At 65.3% G+C, this 24989-nt stretch carries 2 protein-coding genes; both read right to left on the bottom strand.

The window, feature by feature from the left end; all coding sequences use genetic code 11:
• Nucleotides 1-156 precede the first annotated feature (156 nt).
• The gene (locus HX817_RS27065) at nt 157-11574 is read right to left on the bottom strand and encodes a non-ribosomal peptide synthetase (protein ID WP_177041808.1); all 11418 of its coding nucleotides are present in this window, start codon (nt 11572-11574) and stop codon (nt 157-159) included.
• On the bottom strand, nt 11571-24494 hold the full coding sequence (locus HX817_RS27070) for a non-ribosomal peptide synthetase (RefSeq protein ID WP_177041810.1): 12924 nt from the start codon (nt 24492-24494) through the stop codon (nt 11571-11573). Before HX817_RS27070 ends, HX817_RS27065 begins: the two co-directional genes overlap by 4 nt.
• Between the last annotated feature and the right edge of the window lie 495 nt (nt 24495-24989).

The raw sequence follows: 24989 nt of genomic DNA on the forward strand, positions 1-24989 counted from the left end.
GCGGAACCGGGCCGGAGTGCGGACATGCCGAGCCTGAGCGAGGCACCGAGTGGTGGGGCAAAGACCTTTTGGTTACTTTTGGGGCGTTTGCCAAAAGTGACCCGCTGTAAGAGCGGAACCCTAAGTAGCCGTTACCGCAGCAACGGATATGTACACTCACGAAACCCGCTCCCCAACCACAACCCCATCCCGCCACCAAGCCGCCAAACTAAAGACGTTCGGCGCCTTGAGCAGCGAAAAATGATTCCCCGGCCCATACCAAACCTCCAACACCCCCACGCACCCGCGCCACCCCTCAACCATCAACCCCTGCTCCCGCTGATTCCCTGCCGCGTCCAGGGTCGGATCCTCCGCCAACACCAACCGCACCACCCCCTCATACCGCCGACCAGGCCGATAAACCGTGCGCAACGCCGAGGCATACGTGCGCGCCGGCCCATCCATCGCCTCCACCGAAGACCGCGCAGGCAACAACCCAACCCCCACCATCCCCCCATGCAACAACCTTCGCTGCTCCACTTCATCGCGCCCGGCAAAATCCACCGCATCAATCCCAAGCGACCTACCCGAAGCCACCTGCATCGACTCCACCAACCGCAACAACGCCGCCGTCGTGGTATAGGGCCGGCCCACCACCCCATTGCCCCCGGGCGCCTCGCTGTCGATCAACGTCAACGAAGCCACCTCACGCCCCTGAGCCTGCAACCGCGTGGCCATCTCGAATACCACCCAGCCGCCAAACGAATGCCCCACCAAATGCACTGGCCCCGAAGGACATTCCTGCTCCAGCGCCTGCAAATAACAGCGCGCCGCCGCCTCAACCTGGCTATGGGGCACCATCTCCCCATCCAGCCCACGGGGCTGCAAGCCAAAGATCGGCCAGTCCCGGCCCAACGCCTCGGTCAACCCCACAAACCCGGTCACGCTATCCCCCGCCCCCGGCACACAGAAGATCGGTGCCTGCCCGGCGCGACCACTCTGGATCCGCAACAACGGCTGATGCACCGCCACAGCCGGCGCCTCACTCAACGCCAGGGCCTCACCCATCGCCTGCCCCAGCGCCTGGATATGCGGTGCCTGCATCATGCTCTGGTGATCCCCCGGCACCTCAATGCGGCGCAATTGCCCCACGGCCAGTGCCTCATCCCATCCCAAATCCAGGCTGCGCCGCGAGAGTTCCGTCGGCCGCTCGGCGGCGCTGAACAAGTGCACCGCCAGTGGCATCGGGAACAGGCTGTAATGCGCCAACGCATGCCCATGCCCGACTTCCCGCTGGATAAAACTCAACAGGTCCGCGTCCGAAGCCGCCGCCATCTGCGCGTACAGCAAATGCCGATCGCGGCAGCGTTGCAGCAAACCCGCAAAGTCCAGCTGTCCAATGTCCGCTTCCAGTTGCTCAAGGCTCGCCAACTCATCCACACCTCCCTGTGCCTTCCAATACGCCGTGCACTGCAACAGCAAATGCCGCTTGAGGGCATCCGGCCCGCTCCAGCGCGCCTTGCCCTGGTCGGTCATGCGCGGCACGTAGCTGTCGATCAACCCGAGGAATGCCACCGGTTCGTCCAGCCCCTGCAGTTGCATCGCCACTTCATAGGCCAACACCCCGCCGAACGACCAACCCGCCAGCCGATACGGCCCATGGGGCTGCACCGAGCGGATAATCCCCACCAGCCGCGCCGCCAGGCCTTCCATGGTCTGCAACTGCACCTCGCCAAGGGGCGCACCGGGCAAGCCATAGATCGGATAATCCCCCGGCAGGTGCCGGCCCAGCGCCGGGAAATACACGTCCATGCCGCTGAACTCATGCACCAGGAACAACGGCGGCTGGCTGCCGCTGGCGCGTACGGTGATCAGCGAGCTGTTGTCCTCCCGCGCCGTGCGCTGACCGAGCATCGAGGCAACCGAGGCCACGCTGGCGTGCTGGAACAGCTCGGCCAACGACACCTCAAGCCCCGCCTCTTCCATCAGGTTGACCAGCCGGATCGCCAGCAACGAATGGCCACCCAGTTCAAAGAAACTGTCATGGCGCCCGACCTGCTCCAGCCGCAACACCTCGGCCCAGAGGCGTGCCAGTGTCTGTTCCAGCTCGTTCGCCGGCGCCTCGAACACGCGGCTCGCCGATGCCTCCAGCGCGGGCACCGGCAGGGCCTTGCGGTCGACCTTGCCGTTGGCCGTCAGGGGCATTTTTTCCAGCGGTACATAGGCCGATGGCACCATGTAGTCCGGCAGGTGCTGCAGCAGATGACTGCGCAACACTTCGATGGCCAGCGGCTCGCCGGTGTAGTACGCCACCAGGCGCTTGTCCCCCGGCGCATCTTCTCGTGCCAGCACCACCACATCCTTGATGCCGCTGCAGGTGGCCAGGCGTGCTTCGATCTCGCCCAACTCGATGCGGAAGCCGCGGATCTTCACCTGGTCGTCATTACGCCCGATGCACTCCAGCAGTCCGTCCGCCGACCAGCGCCCAAGGTCGCCAGTGCGGTACAACAAGCCATCGCCAAACGGATCATCGACAAACTTCTCGGCCGTCAGCTCCGGCCGGTTCAGGTACCCCTTGGCCACGCCATGCCCGCCAATGCAGATTTCCCCGACCACACCCAGCGGCACCGGCTGCAAGTGCGCATCCAGCAGGTGGATTTGCGTGTTGGCAATCGGCCTGCCGATCGGCACGCTTTCGGCATCGGCGGCGATGGCCTGCACTTCATGCGTGGTGGCGTAAGTGGTGGTTTCCGTCGGGCCGTAGCAATGCACCAGCCGCAGTGCCGGCGCCTGGGCCAGCAGGCTGCGGAACGCCGCCGGGTCGGCCCGTTCGCCGCCGCACAACAGGATGCGCAGCCCGGCCAACGCGTCGGGAATCAATTGCACGTACTGGTTGAACAGCGCAGTGGTGACGAACAGGATCGTCGCCCCGCCCGCCTTCAGTGCCCGGCCAAACGCGCCGGGGTCGAGCAAGGTCGCATGGTCGATCACCAGCACCTGGCCACCGTTGAGCAGGGGGCCCCACACGTCCATGGTGCTCGCGTCGAACGCCGGGTTGGAAGCGAACGCCACGCGGTCATGGGCGTTGAAATCGGCGTAACCGTTATTGATCACCAGCCGCGTGATGCCCCGGTGCGGTACCAGCACGCCTTTGGGAGTGCCGGTGGAGCCGGAGGTGTACATGATGTACGCCACGCGCTCCGAGGACTGCGACAGGTCCGGGTTGTGGCTCGGTTGCGGGTCCAGCGCCAGGGTGTCGAGGTCGATACGTCGGGCCGGGTAAGCGACGGGCTCGCCGCTGTGGGTCAACAGCCACACTGCGCCACTGTCCTGCACCATAAAGGCCTGGCGCTCGGCCGGGGCGTTGATGTCCAGCGGCACGTAGGCCGCCGCGCATTTGAGGATTGCCAGTTGGCTGAGCAACAGGTCAATCGAGCGCGGCAACAGGATCGCCACATGGTCGCCGGGCTGCACGCCCAGGTTGCGCAGGTGGTGCGCCAACTGGTTGGCTCGGGTGTTCAGCGCGCCGTAACTCAGGGTGTGTTCACCATGCACCACTGCGATAGCACCCGGGCGTGCCTGCGCCTGGGCTTCGAACAAACGCTGCACCGTATGTTCGTGAGGGAATTCGCGCTGGGTGGCGTTGAATTCCATCCGCAGTTTTTCACGCTCCGCCGCCGGCAGAATCGACAGTTGGCTGATTGAGCCCCCTGCATTCTGTTCCAGGGCCTGCACCAGTTGCTCCAGGGCAACATGCAGGTACTCGCAGAGGCGTGGCGCGCCCTGCCCCATGGCGTCAAAGCCAAACCCGTCGCCCAGGTCATCGACACTCAGGGACAGCGCAAAGTTGGTACGTTCCTCGGCCTTGAGCACCTGCATGCCCTGCCACGCCTCGGCCACGCCGCCGGCGTGCGGGGCGCTGTGGCGATAGTTGAACAGCACGCTGAACAGCGGCGTATTGGCCGGCAGCCCACTGCAACGCTGGGCCAGGGCCAGTGGCGCATGTTCGTGACTGAGCAACCGGGTCAGGCTTGCGTGGGTGGCCATCAGCGCTGCGTGCACCGTGCGCTCACCCAGGTCGACCCGCAGCGGCAAGGTGTTGATGAACACGCCCAAGGCACGTTCGGCGCCTTCGCCGCCTTGCAGCCGGCCCAGCAATACGGTGCCGAACACCACCTGCTCGCGGCCGGAAACCTTGCCCAGCACCTGCGCCCAGGCCAGGTGCATCAGGCTCGCAGCACTGACCCCAAGCTGCCGTGCCAGGGTGCGCAGGCGCCCGTTCAACAGCGGGTCGACGCGCAAATGTGCCTGTTGCGCTTCACCCGGTGCACTCAATGCCAGCGTCGGCTCATCGACCTCCCCGAGCATCTCGCGGAAGAACGCTTCGTGCTCTTCCTCGCGCATGCCCAACCGCGTCTGCGCCACATAATTGCGATACGGCACCGCCGCCCCCAACTGCTCGCGCCGGCCGAGCAAGCACGCCTGCATCTCGTGCTGCAGCACCTCCAGCGCAACGTGGTCCATCACCAGATGATGGAACAGCAACAACGCAACCACCCGCTGGTTGGCCGGGTCCTCGGCGTATACCAGGCGCATCAGCGGTGCCTGAGCCAAGTTCAGCCGATGCTGTTCGAAGCGCGCCTGCAATTGCGCCAGCACATTGCCCGTCGCCTGAATCGCCTCAACCCGCAGCGAGGCCTGGCGCCACACCACCTGCACCGGTTCTTCCAGCCCGTCCCAGTGCATCGACGAGCGCAGGATATCCTGCCGCTCGATCACCGCCTGCAACGCCTGGGCAAACGCTTCAAGGCGCTCGACGCTGGCGAAGGCAAACTGCGCCTGCAACAGGTACGCGTCACCCTGTTGCACTGCGCGATGGTGATACAGGATCCCGGCCTGCAACGGCGCCAGCGGGTAGATATCCTGCACGTTGGCTACGCCGCCGGGAATGCTCGCGACAAGGCGGTCGATGGCGGGTTGCTTCAGGTTCACCAGCGTCAGCATGTCCGGGGTGATCCGCGTGCAATCCGCGGCGATCCCATTGGCCGGCACCACCACTTCGCGACCACCACCCACGGCAGCCGCCAAGGCTGCAAGGGTGGGTTGACCAAACAACACTTTCACATCCGCCGACAACCCGACCCGACGCATGCGGCCGATCAGGCTGGCGGCCAGCAGCGAATGGCCGCCCAGCTCGAAGAAATGGTCGTGCCGACCGACACGCTCCACCTTGAGCAAATCCGCCCAGAGGCCGGCCAGGGTGATTTCTGTTTCCCCCACAGGCGCGACGTACTCCCGGGCGCTCACCGATTCCAGGCCCGGCGCCGGCAGTGCCTTGCGGTCGAGCTTGCCATTGGGGCTCAGGGGCAAGGCGTCCAGGTGCATGAAGGTGGCCGGTACCATGTAGTCCGGCAGGTGTTCCAGCAAATGGCTGCGCAAAGCGTCGATTTGCGCCGGCACGCCGGTGTAGTAAGCCACCAGCCGTGAATCGCGGGCGACCACGGCGGCTTCGTTGATCTGCGGGAATTGCAGCAGTCGCGCCTGGATCTCCCCCAGTTCGATGCGCAAGCCACGGATTTTCACCTGGTCGTCATTGCGGCCCAAATACTCGATGGTGCCGTCCGGCAGGTAGCGCCCGACGTCGCCGGTGCGGTACATCCGGCCCGCGCTGAACGGGTCCTTGAGGAAGCGCTCGGCGGTCAGCTCAGGACGGTGCAGGTAACCCCGCGCCACTTGCACGCCACCGATGAACAGCTCGCCCACCACACCCAACGGAACAGGCTGCAACTGCCCGTCCAGCAGGTACATGCGGGTGTTGGCAATCGGCTTGCCGATGGGGGTGTTGTCCGGCGTGACGGGGCCGGCGCAATCCCACGCCGTCACGTCCACCGCCGCTTCCGTCGGGCCATAAAGGTTGTACAAACCGATGCCCGGCAACTGCTGTTTGAAGCGGCGCACCAGGCTGCCGGGCAACGCTTCACCACTGCACATCACCCGCACCAGCCCGGCGCTCTGGCTGACGTCGCCGTGGGCCAGGAACACATCGAGCATCGATGGCACAAAGTGCAGCGTGGTGATCTGCTCCGCCTCGATCACCTCACACAGGTAGGCCGGGTCTTTATGCCCGCCAGGACGCGCCATCACCAACCGCGCGCCGGTGAACAGCGGCCAGAAGAACTCCCACACCGACACGTCGAAGCTGAACGGGGTTTTCTGCAATACCCTGTCCTGGGCAGTCAGCCCGTACTCGTCCTGCATCCACAGCAGGCGGTTGACCACACCCTCGTGCTCGTTGATCACGCCTTTCGGTTGGCCGGTAGAACCCGAGGTGTAGATGACGTAGGCCTGATGCTGCGCGGTCAGCCCATCCACTCGTGGGTTGGACGTTGATTGGTGCTGCCAGGTGTTCCGGTCCAGGTCCACCAGCGGCACCGTGACGTCGCCCAGCAACGAACGGGTTTCGCCCTGTACCAGCACGGCGGCCGGTGCGCTGTCCTTGAGCATGTAGGCGATACGTTCCAGCGGATACGCCGGGTCCAGCGGCACATAACCGCCGCCCGCCTTGAGGATCGCGAACAGGCCGATGACCATCTCCAGGCCGCGCTCGACGCAAATTGCCACCCGCGAATCCGGCTGTACACCCAGCTCCCGCAGATGGTGCGCCAACTGATTGGCCCGTTCGTTCAGCTCGCGATAGCTCAGGCACTCCGAGCCTGCCTTCACCGCAAGCGCATCCGGCGTTCTCGCCACCTGGGCTTCGAACATACCGTGCAGCGTCTGGTCGAGGTTGTAATCCACTGTGGTGTTATTGAAGTCGAACAGCAGATGCTGGCGCTCCTGATCGTCCAGCAAGTCAGCCTGCTCCAGCACCGCCTGATCGTTATCCACCATGGCCTGCAGCACGCGGGTGAAATAGCCGACATAGCGTTGCATGGTCGACTCGTCGAACAACGCGATGGCGTATTCCAGGGTGCCGCGAATTTCGCCCCGGGTCTCGCCGAGGTTCAGGGACAGGTCGAACTTGGCAAAGTGACTGTCCTCCACAATGCCTTCAAGGCTCAGGTCGCCGAGGGCCAGCACCGGCGCGTCACTGTCCTGCCAGGTCAACATCGTCTGGAACAGCGGGCTATGGGCCAGGCTGCGCAATGGCCGGGTGATTTCCACCACCTGCTCAAACGGCAGATCCTGATGAGCCTGGGCGTCCAGCGCCAGCCCCTTGACCCGCGCCAGCAGCGCCTCGGCGCTCAGTTCGCCCGAGATATCAATGCGCACTGCCAGGGTGTTGACGAACAACCCGATCAGGTCTTCCACCTCGGCCCGCTGGCGGTTGGCGACCGGCGAGCCGATCACCACTTCCTCCTGCCCGGCCAAACGCGCGAGCAACGAGGCCCACGCCGTCATCATCACCATGTACAGCGTGGTGCCGTGGCGCTGGCTGAGGGCCTTGAGCCCGGCGCTCAGGCGCTCATCCAGGTGCACCTCGACGCTGCTGCCGGCGTAGTCCTGCTGGGCCGGGCGTGGACGGTCGGTCGGCAACATCAGCAACGCCGGCGCACCGGCCAGGGTGTGTTGCCAGTAGCTGCTCTGGCGATGCAGCACTTCGCCGCTCAGCCACAGGCGCTGCCATACGGCAAAGTCGCTGTACTGGATCGGCAACGGCGGCAGTGGGTCAGCCTCACCGTGGCTGAACGCCTGGTACAGCGCCATCAGTTCGCGGGTCAGCACGCCCATGGACCAGCCATCGGACACGATGTGGTGGATAGTCAGCAGCAACACGTGGTGATCGTCGGCCATGATCACCAGGCGCCCGCGCAACAGCGGGCCGCGCTGCAAATCAAAAGGCGCCGAGGCTTCGCCCTGCATCAACGCGTCGAGCACCTGCTGTGCTTCGGGGTGGCGGCGCAGGTCCTGGACTTGCAGGGGCATCACTTCTTCAGGCGGCACGATCAGCACCTGGGCGTCGTCATCCTGCTGGGCAAACCGGCTGCGCAAGGTCTCATGCCGCGCGACGATCCGTGCCAGGGCCCGTTGCAGCGCGTCGACGTGCAACTGCCCGCGCAGGCGCAGGCCGATGGGAATGTTGTAGGCGGTGTTGGCGCCCTCCATCAACGCCAGGAACCACAGGCGTTGCTGGGCAAACGACAACGGCAACTCCGTGTCCCGCGCCGCCGGCAGGATATCCGGCAAGGTGCTGCGCCCGGCCTGGGCCACTACCTGCGCCACCGCCGCCAGTTCGGCATTGGCGAACAGTTCGCCCAGTGCCAGGTCGACCCCCAGTTGCTGGCGAACCTGGGACACCATGCGCATGGCCAGCAACGAATGGCCGCCCAACTCAAAGAAATGATCCTGGCGCCCAACACGTTCCACTTGCAACACATCGGCCCAGATCTGCGCGAGGACGGTTTCGATATCGCCATGAGGCGCCTCGTATTCGCGGGTGAAGACGGCGGCCAGGTCCGGCTTTGGCAGCGCCTTGCGGTCCAGTTTGCCGTTGGCGGTCAGGGGCAACGCATCGAGTTTCACGTAGGCCACCGGGACCATGTAGTCCGGCAGGTGCGCCACCAGGTGGGCGCGAATCGCGCCCACTTCAAGCGGTTCGAATTGCGGGTTTTCGGTGAAGTAAGCCACCAGCCGGGGCTGGCCCGGTTGGTCTTCACGGGCCAGCACCACGGCTTCCTGGAGACCGGGCAGCTGGTTGAGGCGGGTTTCGATTTCCCCCAGTTCGATGCGCACACCGCGGATTTTCACCTGGTCGTCGTTGCGGCCCAGGTACTCGATATTCCCGTCCGGCAACCAGCGCGCGAGGTCGCCGGTGCGGTACATGCGGCCCGAATTGAATGGGTCATCCAGGAAACGTTCGGCGGTCATTTCCGGGCGATTGAGGTAACCCCGCGCCACGCCCTTGCCGCCCACGTACAGTTCACCGGCAACCCCCAAGGGCACCGGGCGCTGCTGTTCGTCCAGCAGGTAAACCGTGGCATTGGCGATGGGTTTGCCGATGTGCAACGGCTGCCCGGGCTCGATCCGCCCGGAGGTGGCGACCACCGTGGCTTCCGTGGGGCCGTAGTTGTTGATCACCTCGAAACGCTGGGCCCGGGTGAACTGGCGCAGGCGGTCGCCGCCAATCAGCAAGGTGCGCAGGGTCGGGTGCTCGATGTTCTGGCTGAACGCATATTCGGCCACCGGCGTGGGCAGGAAACACACGTCCAGCGGTTGTGCGCGCCACCAGTCCAGCAGCGCGTCGATATCTTCAGCGCCGTCGTGGGCCGGCGGCAGGTGCAAGGTGGCCCCCACGCACAGTGCCGGCCAGACTTCCCAGGCCATCGCGTCAAAGCCAAACCCGGCAACGCTCGCGGTGTGGCGGCCTGCGCACAGGTCAAACGCGATGCAGTGCCAGTCCACCAGGTTGGCCACGGTGTGATGTTCCACCATCACGCCCTTGGGCAGGCCGGTGGAGCCGGAGGTGTAGATCACGTAGGCCAGGTTGGTGGGCGTGACGGCCACCTGCGGGTTGCTCGCCGAATGGTGATGCCAGGTAAAACGGTCCAGGTTGATCACCGGCACATCGAGCGCGGGCAGGCGCTCCAGCAGTGCATGCTGGGTCAGTACCGCGACCGGGGCGCTGTCGCCGAGCAGGTAGCTCAGGCGCTCGGCCGGGTGCGACGGGTCCACCGGTACATAGCAGGCGCCGGACTTGAGGATCGCCAGCAACCCGGCCAGGGTGTCCAGCCCGCGCCGGGCAACGATGGCCACGCGGTCGTCGGGTTTTACCCCCAGCGCCAGCAGGTGATGGGCCAGCAGGTTGGCTTGTTGATTCAACTCGGCGTAGGTCAGCTGGCGGCCTTGATACACCGCGGCCACCGCGTCCGGGGTCAGCAGGGTCTGGGCCTCGATACGCCCATGCAGGGTGGTGCCTTGCGGGAAGTCGATGGCTGTCGCGTTGAACTGCTCCAGCAAGTGCCGCTGCTCCGCCTCGGGCAACACCGACAAGCGATTCAAGGGTGTTTCGGGTGCCTGTTCCAGCGCCTGAACCAGGTTCCCCAGGGCAGTTTGCAGATAAGCGCACACCCGCTGCGGATCAACCTGGGCGCTGGCCAACAGGCTCAGGCTGAAGTCTTCGCCCAGGTCGTCGACGCTCAGGGTCAACGGGTAGTTGGTGCGTTCCTCGGAGCGCAACGCTTGAATACCCTGCCAGGCCGAGACCGCTTCGGCGCTCGCGCCGCCTGCGCTATGGCGGTAGTTGAGCAACGCGCTGAACAGCGGCGTCGGCGCCACTACACCGCTGCAACGCTGGGCCAGGGCCAGCGCCGCGTGTTCGTGACGCAGCAAGGTGGTCAGCCGGGCATGGGTCGCCTTGACCCCGGTGCGCACGTCTTCGGCGCCTACATCCACCCGCAATGGCAAGGTGTTGATAAAGATCCCCAGGGCACGGTCGGTGTCGTGGCTGCCCTGCATGCGGCCCATCAGCACCGTGCCGAACACCACCTGTTCCTTGCCCGCCAGCACTCCCAGCACCTGGGCCCAGCCCATGTGGAACAGGCTCGCGGCGCTGACGCCCAACTGCCGGGCCTGGGCGCGCAAGCGCCGGCTCAACTGCGGGGCCAGCGGCAGGCTGATCTCCTGGATGTTGTCGCCGTCGCCCTGCACATCCTGCAGGCCGTAGGGCAAGGTCGGCTCGCTGATGTCGCCGAGCATCTGCCGGAAGAACCCTTCGTGCTCCTGCTCGCTGATGCCCAGGCGCGCCTGGGCGACATAGTTGCGAAACGGCACCGCCTGGCCCAGTTCAGCCGCCCTGCCCAGCAGGCAGGCTTGCATCTCGTGGCAGACCACTTCCAGCGCGCTGTGGTCCAGGGCCATGTGGTGGAACAACAGCATCGCCACCACCCGTTGGCCGGCTTCATCCCAGGCCCGCACCAGGCGCAGCAGCGGCGCGCGGGTCACGTCCATGCGGTAGTGGCGGCCATCGAACAGGCGATGCAACTGGGCGGCGATATCGCCGTCTGCCGGGTCCAGTTCAATCGCCTGCACCGGCAGGCGCGCCGTGCGCCAGACCACTTGCGACGGTTCTTCCAGGCCTTCCCAGACCACGCCGGTCCGCAGGATGTCGTGACGGTCGATCACCTGTTGCAAGGCCAGGGCAAAGCCCTCGAAACGCTCAAGGCTGTCGAAGGCAAACAGCGACTGCATGATGTACGGGTCGCCGTGTTCGGCACTCACATGATGGTAGAGGATGCCCTCCTGCAACGGTGCCAGCGGGTAGATGTCCTGCACATTGGCGACGCCACCCTCGACGGTCTCCAGGATACGGTCGATGGACGCCTGGCTGAGGGTCGACAGGCTCAGCATCTGCGGGGTAATCGAGGTAGCGCCCGGTGGAATGCCATTGGCCGGCACCTGCACCTCACCGGCCTTGGTGGCCGAGTACTCCCCGGCCTTGATCAGCTCGATCAGCGCCGGCTTGTGTTCGCGCAGCGAGGCCACCAGTGCCGCGTCGCTCAGGGCCTGCTTGTTGCCTTGCACCGACAACTGATCGCCCTTGAGTGCCAGTTGCACATCCTTGGCCTTGAGTGTCGCCAACAGTTCGATGATGCTCACAGGACGATCTCCATTCGTTCGGTAATTGCGGCGTAGCCGGCCAGGGTCGGCTGTTCGAACAGGCCCCGCACATCGGCTTCCATGCCTTCCTGACGCAAGCGTCCGATCAAGCTGACGGCCAGCAACGAGTGCCCGCCCAGCTCGAAAAAGTTGTCGTGACGCCCGACCCGCTCCACCTTCAGCAGCTCGGCCCACAGCCGCGCCAGGGTGATTTCGGTAGCGCCCACCGGGGCCTCGTACTCGCGCACGATCAGTGATTCCACACCCGGCGTCGGCAAGGCCTTGCGGTCGAGCTTGCCGTTGGGGCTCAGGGGCAGAGCGTCGAGATGGACGAATACCGCGGGCACCATGAAGTCCGGCAAGCGCGCCAGCAGGTGCGTCCGCAGTTGTTCGATATCGGCTGGCACGCCGGTGTAGTACGCCACCAGGCGTTCGTCGCGGGCCAACACGGCCGCTTCCTTCACCTGTGGGTACTCGGTCAGCCGCGCCTGGATTTCTCCGAGTTCGATACGCAGGCCACGGATTTTTACCTGGTCGTCATTACGGCCCAGGTACTCGATATTGCCATCCGGCAGGTAGCGCCCGACGTCACCGGTGCGGTACATCCGGCCTGGGTTGAACGGGTCCTTGAGGAAGCGCTCGGCCGTCAGTTCGGGACGGTGCAGGTAACCGCGAGCCACTTGCACACCGGCGATAAACAGCTCGCCCACCACGCCCAGCGGCACCGGTTGCAACCGGGCATCCAGCAGGTACATGCGGGTGTTGGCAATCGGCTTGCCGATAGGCGTGTTGTCCGGCACCACGGGCCTGGCGCAGTTCCAGGCGGTCACGTCCACCGCGGCTTCCGTCGGGCCATAGAGGTTGTACAAACCGATGCCGGGCAATTGCTGCTTGAAGCGCCGCACCAGGCCGCCGGGCAAGGCTTCGCCGCTGCACATCACCCGCAGCAGCCCGGCGCCCTGGCTGACATCACCGTGGGCCAGGAACACATCGAGCATCGACGGCACGAAGTGCAAGGTGGTGATCTGTTCTGCCGCGATCACCTCGCACAGGTAAGCCGGCTCCTTGTGCCCGCCGGGGCGTGCCATGACCAGCCGCGCACCGGTGAACAGGGGCCAGAAGAACTCCCACACCGACACATCGAAGCTGAACGGGGTTTTCTGCAGTACCGCATCAGTGGCGTTCAGGCCGTAGGCGTCCTGCATCCACAGCAGGCGGTTGACCACACCCGCGTGCTCGTTGATCACGCCCTTGGGTTGGCCGGTGGAGCCGGAGGTGTAGATCACGTAGGCCTGGTGCTGCGCGGTCAACCCGGGAACCTGTGGGTTGGACACCGGCTGGTGCGCCCAGGTGTTCTGGTCGAGGTCCACCACCGGCACCGTCACGTCGCCCAGCAACGAACGGGTAGCGCCCTGCACCAGCAGCGCCGCGGGCTGGCTGTCTTGCAGCATGTAGGCGAGGCGATCCAGCGGGTACGCCGGGTCCAGCGGCACATAACCACCGCCGGCCTTGAGGATCGCAAACAGACCGATGACCATCTCCAGTCCACGATCGACGCAAATCGCCACCCGCGCATCCGGCTGCACGCCCAGTTCCCGCAGGTGGTGCGCCAGTTGGTTGGCGCGCTGGTTCAGCTCGGCATAGGTCAGGCATTGCTCACCCGCCTTCACCGCCAATGCATCCGGCGTGCGCTCTACCTGGGCCTCGAACAGGCCGTGCAGGGTCTGCGCCAGGTCGTAGTCAACCTCGGTGGCATTGAAATCAAACAGCAGTTGCTGACGCTCTGCATCCCCCAGGATCGGCAGGCGGTCAAGGGCCTGGTGCGGCGCGTGCTCCAGGGCCTCCACCAACTGGGTCAACGCCATCTGCATATAACCGCAGACCCGTTGTGCGCCCACCTGGGCCGGGGTCAACGCGGTGAAGTCATAACCATCACCCAGGTCATCGACGTTCAGGGTCAACGGATAGTTGGTGCGCCCGTCATTGGTCAGGGTCTGCATACCTTCCCAGGCGTGCTGCGCGTCCTGTGAACGGGTGGCGCCGCCCCGGTGGCGATAATTGAGCATCGAGCTGAACAGCGGCAGCGGCGCCGCCACCCCGCTGCAACGCTGGGCCAGGGCCAGGGAAGCATGTTCATGGCCCAGCAGCGCGGTGAGCCGGGCATGGGTGCTGCGCACGCTGTCGCGCACGCCTTGCCCGTCGATATCCAGGCGCAATGGCAGGGTGTTGATGAACACGCCAAGGGCCCGGTCCGCGCCCTCGCCGCCCTGCATCCGGCCGACCAGCACCGTGCCAAACACCACATTCGGCTTGCCCGACGTCACCGCCAACACCTGCGCCCATGCCAGGTGGAACAGGCTCGCGGTGCTCACGCCCAGCAGGCGTGCCTGGGCCCTGAGGCGCCGGCTGACGGCAGCGTCCAGGTGATGCGTGAATTCTTCGATATCCCGACCATCGCCCTGCACATCCTGCAAGCCAAACGGCAGCGTTGGCTCATGGATATCGCCAAGCATCTCGCGGAAGAACCCTTCATGTTCCTGCTCGCTGACACCCAGTCGCGCCTGCGCCACGTAGTTGCGATAAGGCATCGGCGCGGCCTGCGGTGCGGGGTGCCCCAGCAGGTAGCCCTGCATTTCCCGCAGCACCACGTCGAATGCGGTGTGGTCCAGCACGATGTGGTGATACAGCAGCACCGCCACCACCCGCTGATTGGCCGGGTCGTTGGCATACAGCAGGCGAATCAGCGGCGCCTGGGCGATGTCCAGCCGGTAGCGCCGGGCGTCGAAACGCTGATGCAGGCCGGCCAGCACATCACCGTCCAGATGCAGCGCTTCGACCGTCAATCGAGCCTTGCGCCACACCACTTGCACCGGCTGCGCCAAGCCTTCCCAGACCACACCGGTACGCAGGATGTCGTGGCGGTCGATCACCTGCTGCAAGGCCTGGGCGAAGCTGTCCAGGCGCGCCTGGGTATCGAATGCCAGGTGCGATTGCAGCAGGTACGGATCGCCCTGCTCCGCCGTGATGTAGTGGTAAAGAATGCCTTCCTGTAACGGTGCCAGCGGGTAAATATCCTGCACATTGGCGGCGCCACCCGGCACGCTGGCGACGATCTGGTCGATCATCGGCTGATCCAGCTCCACCAATGGCAGCATCGAGGGCGTGATGCGCGGGCAATCGGCGGCGATGGCATTCACCGGCACCACCACTTCCCGGCCACTGCCCACTGCCGCTGCCAATGCCGCCAGCGTCGGCTGGCTGAACAGCACCCGCACATCGGCGCTGAGGCCGGCCTGGCGCATGCGCTCGATCAGGCTTACCGCCAGCAAGGAATGGCCGCCCAGCTCGAAGAAGTGGTCATGGCGGCCCACTTGCTCCACCTGCAACACCTCGGCCCAGATCCGCGCCAGGGTGGTCTCGACTTCGCCGCGTGGGGCTTCATATTCCCGGCTGAGCACGGCGGCCTGATCCGGTGCCGGCAGCGCCTTGCGGTCAAGCTTGCCGTTGGCGGTCAACGGCCAGCTGTCGAGTTTGACGTAGACCACCGGCACCATGGCCTCGGGCAGTTGGCTGTGCAGCTCGGCGCGCAGGGTTTCGATAACCAGCGGTTTTTGTTCGGTGAACCAGGCCACCAGGCGGCCGTCGCGCACCAGCACCACGGCTTCCTTGACGCCGTCGACGGCGGCCAGGCGGGTTTCGATTTCTCCCAGCTCGACGCGCACGCCCCGGACTTTTACCTGGTCGTCGTTGCGGCCCAGATATTCAATGTTGCCATCCGGCAGCCAGCGCGCCAGGTCGCCGGTGCGGTACATGCGGCCCGGGTTGAACGGGTCATCGAGAAATCGCTCGGCGGTCAGGTCCGGGCGATTCAGGTAGCCGCGGGCCACGCCGCGGCCGCCTACATACAGCTCACCCGCCACACCCACCGGCACCGGCCGTTGTTGTGCATCCAGCAGGTACACCGTGGCATTGGCCATCGGCTTGCCGATATGCAGCGGCTGGCCGGCGCGCACCCGGCCAGAGGTGGCGACCACCGTGGCTTCGGTGGGGCCGTAGTTGTTGATCACCGCGAAACGTCGCTCATGGCTGAACTGGCGCAGGCGATCACCGCCGATCAACAGGGTGCGCAGGCTTGGGTGCTCAAGGTCCTGGCTGAACGCGTACTCGGCCACCGGGGTGGGCAGGAAGCTCACGTCCAGCGGCTGGGCCAGCCACCAGGCCAGCAGTTCGTCGATGTTTTCATTGCCGACATGGGCCGGTGGCAGGTGCAAGGTCGCCCCCACGCACAATGCCGGCCAGACTTCCCAGGCCATGGCATCGAAACCGAAGCCGGCCACGCTGCTGGTGTGGCTGCCGGCCTGCAGGTCGAAGGCTTCACAGTGCCAATGCACCAGGTTTTCCACGGTGCGGTGTTCCACCATCACGCCTTTGGGCTGGCCGGTGGAGCCGGAGGTGTAGATCACATAGGCGAGGTTCGCCGGGGTCAGGCTGGCGACGTGGGGATTGGTGCCGTCGGGATAGGCGCCATGCAGATCGACGATGGCGATATCACCGAGCACGCCACGGGTGCTCTCTTCGGCCAGGACCGCGACCGGTGCGCTGTCTTGCAGCAGGTAAGCGATGCGCTCGGCCGGATAGGCCGGGTCTACCGGGACGTAGGCCGCGCCCGCCTTGAGAATCGCCAGCAGGCCCGCCAGCATCTGCGGGCCGCGTCGGCAGCAGATCGCCACACGGTCGTCGGGCTGTACGCCCAGCGCCAGCAAGTGATGGGCCAATTGGTTGGCGCGCTGGTTGAGCTGTTGGTACGTCAGGTGCTGGCCGTCCTGGCTCACGGCAATCGCCTGCGGCAGGCGCAGGGCCTGGGCTTCGAAAGCGCCGTGCAGGGTCTGCCCTTGCGGGTAGTCGCGGGCGGTGGCGTTGAAGCTGCGCAGCAGGTGTTCGCGTTCGCGGGCAGGCAGTACCGGCAACTGATGCAACGGCGTTTGCGGCGCGTGCTCAAGGGCCTCCACCAGTTGCTCCAGCGCACTGTGCATGGAGTCGCACAGGCGCTGCGCGCCGATGGATTCCAGCGCCAGTACCGTCAAGCCGAAGCCCGTACCGAGGTCATCCACACTCAAGGTCAGCGGGTAGTTGCTGCGTTCTTCGCCGCCGAGCAATTGCACGCCTTCCCAGATACCGTGGCCGTCGCGGGCCATTTCGCCCGGGGTGCTGTGGCGGTAGTTGAGCAAGGCACTGAACAACGGCATCGAGTTCGGCACGCCGCTGCACCGCTGGGCCAGCGCCAGGGATGCATGCTCATGGCCCAGCAAGGCACTGAGACGGGCGTGAGTCGCCTTGACGCCGGCACGTACCGCGTCGGCACCCACCTCCACCCGCAGCGGCAAGGTGTTGATGAACATGCCCAATGCCCGGTCGGCACCTTCGCCGGCTTGCATGCGGCCCATCAATACGGTGCCGAACACCACGTCCTGACGGCCCGACACCAGCCCGAGGACCTGGGCCCACGCGAGGTGCATCAGGCTCGCAGCGCTGACCCCCAGTTGCCGCGCCTGTTCACGAACCCGCAGCGCCAGCCCTGCATCGACGGGCAATTCGGCCTCTTCGATATCCCGGCCATCGCCCTGCACATCCTGCACGCCGAAGGGCAGCGTGGGCTCGTCGACATCGGCGAGCATTTCGCGGAAGAACTGCTCGTGTTCCTGGGCGCTGACACCCAGGCGCGCCTGGGCCACGTAGTGACGGAACGGTGCCGCGGCCGGCAAGTCATCGGCCTGGTTGAACAGGAACGCCCGCATTTCCTGGCCGACCACTTCCATGGCGGTGTGGTCCAGTGCCAGGTGATGGAACAGCAGGATCGCCGCGACCCGCTGGTTGGCCGGGTCCTGCGCATACACCATGCGCAGCAGCGGCGCTTGGGTGATATCCAGGCGATAGTGGCGGGCATCAAAACGCGCGTGCAGTTGTTCGATCACATCACCATCGGCCGGGTCCAGCGGGATGTTCTGCACCACCAGTTCGGCCTGGCGCCACACCACTTGCACCGGGCTGTCCAAGCCTTCCCACACCACGCTGGTGCGCAGGATATCGTGGCGCGCCACGACCTTTTGCAGCGCGCCCATGAAGGCCTGCAAACGCTCGACGCTGTCAAACGCCATGCGCGATTGCAGCAGGTAGGGGTCACCCTGTTCGGCGCTGATGTGGTGGTAGAGGATGCCTTCCTGCAACGGCGCCAGCGGGTAGATATCCTGCACATTGGCCGCACCGCCGGGCACCGTGGCCACTATGCGGTCGATGGCCGGCTGGTCCAGCTTGACCAGGGTCAGCATCGACGGCGCGATGTGCTCGCAGCCCGGCGCAATGCCGTTGGCCGGCACCACGATTTCCCGGCCACTGCCCACCGCCGCCGCCAGCGCCGCCAGGCTTGGCTGGTTGAACAGCACCCGCACATCGGCGCTCAGGCCCGCCTGGCGCATGCGCTCGATCAGGCTTACCGCCAGCAACGAATGGCCGCCGAGTTCAAAGAAGTGGTCAAAGCGCCCGACACGCTCGACCTTCAGCACGTCCTGCCAGATCTGCGCCAGCAGGGTTTCCACCTCGCCTTCGGGCGCTTCGAAACCACGGCTGAGCAGCGACGCCTGATCCGGCGCAGGCAGGCCCTTGCGGTCCAGCTTGCCATTCGCGGTCAGCGGCAACAGTTCCAACCAGACATAGGCCGACGGCACCATGTAGTCCGGCAGCCGGCTTTGCAGGTGCGCTCGCAACGCTTCAATACTCAGCGGCGCCTGGGCGGTGTAGTAAGCCACCAGGCGCTTGTCGCCGGGCTCATCTTCACGGGCCAGCACCACCGTGTCTTTCACGCCGGAATAGCTGGCGAGGCAGCTTTCGATTTCACCGGGCTCGATACGGAAACCCCGGATTTTCAGCTGATGGTCGTTGCGGCCCTGGTACAGCAAGGTGCCGTCCGCCTGCCAGCTCGCCAGGTCGCCGGTGCGGTACAGCAGCCCATCGCCGAACGGGTCGACGATAAATTTCTCGGCGGTCAATTGCGGCTGGTTCAGGTAACCCTTGGCCACACCCGCGCCACCGATGTACAGCTCGCCAACCACGCCCAGCGCCACCGGCTGCTGCCGTGCATCCAGCACGTAGGCACGGCTGTTGCCAATCGGTCGACCAATCGGAATACCGCCCTCACCCACCGACTTGATCTCGAAGGTGGTGGAAAACGTCGTGGCTTCGGTGGGGCCATAGCCATTCAGCAGGTGCTGCGGCGCGCCGTGCTCAAGCACCCGGGCGATCACCTGCGGGTCGAGCACATCGCCGCCGACGATCAGGTAGCGCAGTTGCCGGAACATCGGCATCAACCCGTCGGCGTACTGATGGAACAGCCCGGCGGTCATCCACAACACGCTGACGGATTGCTCCTGCAACAGGGCGCCAAACGCGGCCTGGGACAGCAACGTGGCATGCTCGACCACCACCACGCAGCCGCCGTTGAGCAACGGCGCCCACACATCGAGGGTGCTGGCGTCGAACGCCGGGTTCGAGGCGAAGGCCACCCGGTCGCGGTGATTGAAGTCGGCATAACCGTTGTTGATCACCAATCGAGAGACGGCGCGATGGGGCACCTGCACACCCTTGGGCGCGCCGGTTGAGCCGGAGGTGTACATGATGTACGCCACGCTTTCGGCAGACTGCGACAGGTTCGGATTATGGGCCGGCTGATTGTCGAGGTTCAGCCCGTCGAGATCACGCAGCACCTGCCCGGCGTGACTGTCCTGCACCATGAACGCCTGGCGTTCGTCCGGCGCATTGATGTCCAGCGGCACGTACACCGCCGCGCACTTGAGGATGGCCAACTGGCTGACCAGCAGGTCGATGGAACGTGGCAGCGCGATGGCCACGCTGTCGCCCGGTTTTACACCCTGGTCGATCAAATAATGGGCCAGGCGATTGGCCCGCAGGTTGAGTTCGCGGTACGTCAGCGACACGTCGCCGTGCACCACCGCCAGCGCGTCGGGGCTGGTCAGGACGCCGGCTTCGAAGATCCCGTGCACGGTGTGCGCAGCCGGGTAGGCGCGAGCAGTGGCGTTGAAATCCACCAGCACTTGATGCCGCTCGGCGGCTGGCAGGATCGACACTTGATGCAGCGGTGTGGTCGGCGCCTGTTGCAGTGCCGTGACCAGGTTGCGCAAGGCGCTGAGCATGTAGTCGCCGACGCGCTGCACATCCACCTCCGCCACGCCTTGCACGGTCAAGGCAAAGCCTGCGCCGAGGTCGTCGACGTTCAGCACCAGCGGGTAGTTGCTGCGCTCCTCGGAACTGAGGATTTCGATCCCGGCGTCGGCGAACGGGCTGGCGCCCGGCGCTTCACCCGGCGCGCTGTGGCGGTAGTTGAGCAAGGTGCTGAACAACGGCAGCGCACCGGACACGCCACTGCATCGCTGGGCCAGGGACAAGGACGCATGTTCATGCCCCAGCAACTGTGCCAGCCGCGCATGGGTGGCGCGCACGCCAGCCTGCACGCCCACCGCGCCGACACTGACCCGCAACGGCAAGGTATTGATGAACATTCCCAGCGCCCGGTCGGCGCCCTCGCCGCCGTGCAGCCGGCCCAGCAGCACGGTGCCGAAGACCACGTCGTCCTGGCCCGAGACCTGGCCGAGGACCTGGGCCCATGCCAGGTGCACCAGGCTTGCGGCACTCACCCCCAGTTGCCGGGCCTGCTCGCGAAGGCCCAGGCTGAGGGCCGGTTCCAATGCCACGTGCGCTTCGCGCACACCGCTGCCGTCGCGGTTCACGTCCTGCAAGCCGAAGGCCAGGGTCGGCTCGTCGATGTCGCCGAGCATTTCGCTGAAGAACGCCTCATGCTGCGCAGCGCTCACACCGAGGCGCGCCTGGGCCACGTAGTTGCGGTACTGCACGGCGTCGGGCAGCAAGCAGGTTTCGCCTGCAAGGCTCGCGCTTATTTCCTCCACCAGCACCTGCAACGCGGTGTGGTCCAGCAGGATGTGGTGCAGCAGCAGGATGCCGACGTAACGGCCGTGATCCTCGGCGTAGGCAAACCGCATCAACGAGGCGCGGGACAGGTCGAGGCGGTAGTGGCGTGGGTCGAAGCGTTCCTGCAGTTGCGCCAATACGGCACTGGAAGGATCGGCTTCAACCTGCTCAACCACCAGCAGCGCCTGGCGCAAGACCACCTGTACCGGCTCGTCCAGGCCTTCCCAGACAATCCCGGTACGCAGGATATCGTTGCGCTCGATGACACTTTGCAGCGCACGGATAAACGCCTCGACCGGCTCATGGCCGCTGAAGCTGAACTGCACCTGCAACACGTAGGGATCGCCTTCGGTGGTTGCCAGGTGGTGGTAGAGGATGCCGGCCTGCAACGGGGCCAGGCCGTAGATGTCCTGCACGTTGGCGATGCCGCCGGGGACACTGGCGATGATATGGTCGATGGCCTGCTGGTCGAGATTCACCAGCGGCAGCATGTCCGGGGTGATGTGCCGCGTCGCTTCGCCGATCAGGTTGGCCGGGACCTGCACTTCATGTTGCCCGCCCACCGCAGCGGCCAGCGCAGCCAGAGTCGGCTGGCCGAACAGCACCCGCACATCGGCGCTCAGCTCGAGCTGGCGCATGCGCTCGATCAGCTTGACCGCCAGCAACGAATGGCCGCCCAGCTCGAAAAAGTTGTCCTGGCGCCCGACCCGGTCGACCTTCAGCAGGTCTTGCCAGAGATTCGCGATCGCGGTTTCCACCGCGCCTTGTGGCGCTTCATAACCACGACGGGCCAGGGCATCGGCGTCCGGTGCCGGCAAGGCCTTGCGGTCGAGCTTGCCGTTGGTGGTAAGCGGGAACGCGTCGAGCAGCACAAAGGCGCTGGGCACCATGTACTCGGCGAGGGACAGCAGCAGGTGGTCACGCAGCTCAGCGGCAGTGGGCGTGTGTTCAGGCTGGGCAATCACGTAGGCCACCAGGCGCTTGTCGCCCGGTTCGTCTTCGCGGGCAATCACCACGGCTTCGCGCACACCTTCGCAGGTGGCCAGGCGTGCTTCGATTTCCCCCAGTTCGATACGGAAACCGCGAATCTTCACCTGGTCGTCGTTGCGCCCCAGGTACTCGACACTGCCGTCGGCCAGCATCCGGCCGAGGTCACCGGTCTTGTACAGGCGCAGGCCGGTTGCGGGATCCGTCAGAAAACGTTCGGCCGTCAGCTCATCGCGGTTGAGATAACCCCGCGCCACGCCGGCACCGCCGACGTACAACTCCCCGACTACGCCGCTCGGCACCGGTTCGCGGCGGGCGTCCAGCACATACAGTTGCAAGTCGGGAATGCGCACGCCAATCGGGCTCACGCCCACCCGCTGTGCATCCGCCGCCTCCAGGGCACGGTAGGTCACATGCACGGTGGTTTCGGTGATGCCATACATGTTGACCAACCGCGTACCGGCGTTGGTCACCCGGGCGTACCACGGCTTGAGAATCCCCGGTTCCAGGGCTTCACCGCCGAAGATCACCTGGCGCAGCGAGTGCAGTTGCTGGCTGCGGCCCTGCGCCGCGATCAACTGGCGGAACGCGCTCGGGGTCTGGTTGAGAATACTGACGCCGGCTTCGCACAGCAGTGCGTAACACTCGTCCGGCGAGCGGCTGACCAGCTGCGGCACCACCAGCAACTGCCCGCCATGCATCAGCGCGCCCCAGATCTCCCACACCGAGAAGTCGAAGGCAAACGAGTGGAACAGCGCCCAGGTGTCATTGGCGTTGAACTTGAACCAGTGCTCGGTGGCGCTGAACAGTCGCGCGACGTTGCGGTGTTCGATCATCACGCCCTTGGGCAGGCCGGTGGAGCCGGAGGTGTAGATCACATAGGCAAGGCTGGACGCGCTGATTGCAACGTTGGGGTTGACGATGGGCTCGTGCTGCAGGCTGTTGAGGTCGATCGACGTGACGTCGCCCACCAGGTGGCGGGTGTCGTCCTGCACCAGCACCGCCAGCGGCGCGCTGTCTTTCAGGGTGTAGGCGATACGGTCCAGCGGGTAGGCAGGATCGATCGGAACATAACCCGCCCCAGCCTTGAGAATCCCCAGCAGGCCAATGATCATTTCCAGCCCGCGTTCGACACAGATCGCCACCCGGTCATCGGGGCGGATGCCATGCTTGAGCAGGCAATGCGCAACCTGGTTGGCGCGCTCGTTCAGCTCGCGGTAGCTCAGGTGTTCGTGTTCAAAGCGCAGCGCGATGGCTTCGGGATGGCTGGCGACATGAGCTTCGACTTGCTGGTGGATCAGGGCTGAATCGGCGTAGTGCTGGGTGCTGGCGTTAAGGCCATGCAGCAGATGCTGGCGTTCGGCGGCAGGCAGGATGCCCAGGTTGTGCAACGGTGCATCTGGCGTTTGTTCCAGGGCCAGCACCAGGTTTTCCAGGCCGGTGTGCAGGTAACCGGCAATGCGCGTCGCGCCGATGGAGGCGTCCACCATCACGGTAAAGGCAAAGCCTTCGCCCAGGTCATCGACGTTGACCGTCAGCGGGTAGTTGGTGCGTTCTTCGGCGCCCAACACCTGGATGCCTTCGGCGATGTCGATCACCGCCTGGGTGTCCGAGGCATCGCTGTGACGGTAATTGAGGATGGCACTGAACAACGGCGTGGGTGCGGCCACACCGCTGCAACGCTGGGCCAGGGCCAGGGAGGCGTGTTCGTGATCGAGCAGTTCGGTCAGGCGTTTATGGGTGGTTTGTACGCCCTCGCGCACGCTTTGTTCGCCTACATCTACCCGTAGCGGCAGGGTGTTGATGAACATGCCCAGGGCCTGGTCGGAGCCCTCGCCTGCGCCCATGCGGCCGAGCATCACGCTGCCAAATACCACGGCTTCGCGAGCCGAGACCTTGCCCAGCACCTGGGCCAGCGCCAGGTGCATCACACTGGCGGGACTGACACCCAACGGTCTCGCCTGGGCCCTTAGACGGCGACTTAGATCGCCGTCGACGGCAATGCGGGTTTCGTCGATGCCATGCCCGTCACCCTGCACATCCTGCAGGCCGAACGGCAGGGTTGGCTCGTCGATATCGGCCAGCATCTCGCGGAAGAACGCTTCGTGAGCCTGTTCGCTGACGCCATGGCGGACCTGGGCGATGTAGTTGCGAAACGGCACCGGTGCACTGGCGTGTTCGGTCTGGCCGGCGAGGTGCAGCTGGATCTCCCGGCGCACTACGTCGAGGGCGGTGTGGTCGAGGATAGTGTGGTGGAACAGCAGCATGGCGACCACACGCTGGTTGCGCGGGTCTTCGGCGAACACCAGGCGCAGCAGCGGTGCCTGGCCGAGGTCCATGCGGTAGTTGCGGGCGTCGTAGAGGGCTTGCAGTTGGGTCAGTACATCGCCGTCGAGGCGGGCTTCTTCGCAGGCCAGCGAGGCCTTGCGCCAGACCACTTGCAGGGATTCGTCGAGGCGATCCCAGGCCATCGAGGTGCGCAGGATATCGTGGCGGTCGATGACCCATTGCAAGGCCTGGGCGAAGGTTTCAAGACGGGCACGGCTGTCGAACACGAACTGCGCGTGCAGCACGTAGGGGTCGCCCTGGTGCGCTGACAGATGGTGGTAGAGCATGCCTTCCTGGAGGGGTGCCAGAGGGTAGATATCCTGCACATTCGCCGCCCCGCCGGGGATCGCGGCGACGATGCGGTCGATGGCGGGTTGGTCGAGGTTGACCAGGGGCAGCATGTCCGGGGTGATGCGATAGGCCGGGCTGAGCCAGTCGCCGCCGTGTTGGGCGACGAGGTCGAGCAGTTGGGGTTTGTGGGCGATCAGTTGGTCCCATAGGGCGTCATCCAGCGCGTCGTCGTCACCCAGGATGATCAGGTCGCCTTCGTCCATTTGCAGGCGGATCGGGTGGGTGGAAAGAGCTGCCAGTAATTTGCTGAACTGCATGGGGTAACCTGCTTTTTTGAGTCGGATACGGTTGAGGAGAAAGTCCGTTTTCAGCTGTCGCGTAAGTGCCTGGGAGGCCCGGTTTAAAGCGCGGGCGCAGTCGTGGGCCGGGAGGCTTCCCGCAGGGTTGGGAAATTAGAGGATTCGGGGGGTGGGGGGTGACATGGGAAGCGGGGACAAAGCGGCTGGCGTGGGGGAACTTTCGTATTTGTTGGATGGGGGGCATATCCGTTATTTGGGTGATGGCTTCGATTGGTTCCGCTCTTACAGCGGCTCACTTTTGAATAGCGCAAAAGTAAGCAAAACGCTCTTGCCCCACCACTCGGCACCTCGCCTAGGCTCGGTGTGCCCTCACTCCGGCTTTGGACCGTGGGCCGCCGTCATGGGCCATCCTTGGCCCAGGACGGCTAACCCGGCGTCCTGCCGGGTTACCCACGCTCCAAAGCCTGCGTTCGGCCAGCGTGGTTTAACGGGGCGCCTAAGATCAAGATCAAA

Source organism: Pseudomonas sp. C6002, from assembly GCF_013385805.1.
In the GTDB taxonomy this organism is placed as follows: domain Bacteria; phylum Pseudomonadota; class Gammaproteobacteria; order Pseudomonadales; family Pseudomonadaceae; genus Aquipseudomonas.

What these genes read in the sequence shown, in the direction of transcription:
- HX817_RS27070 (WP_177041810.1), bottom strand. Translation starts at nt 24,494, where the DNA reads ATGCAGTTCAGCAAATTACTGGCAGCTCTTTCCACCCACCCGATCCGC.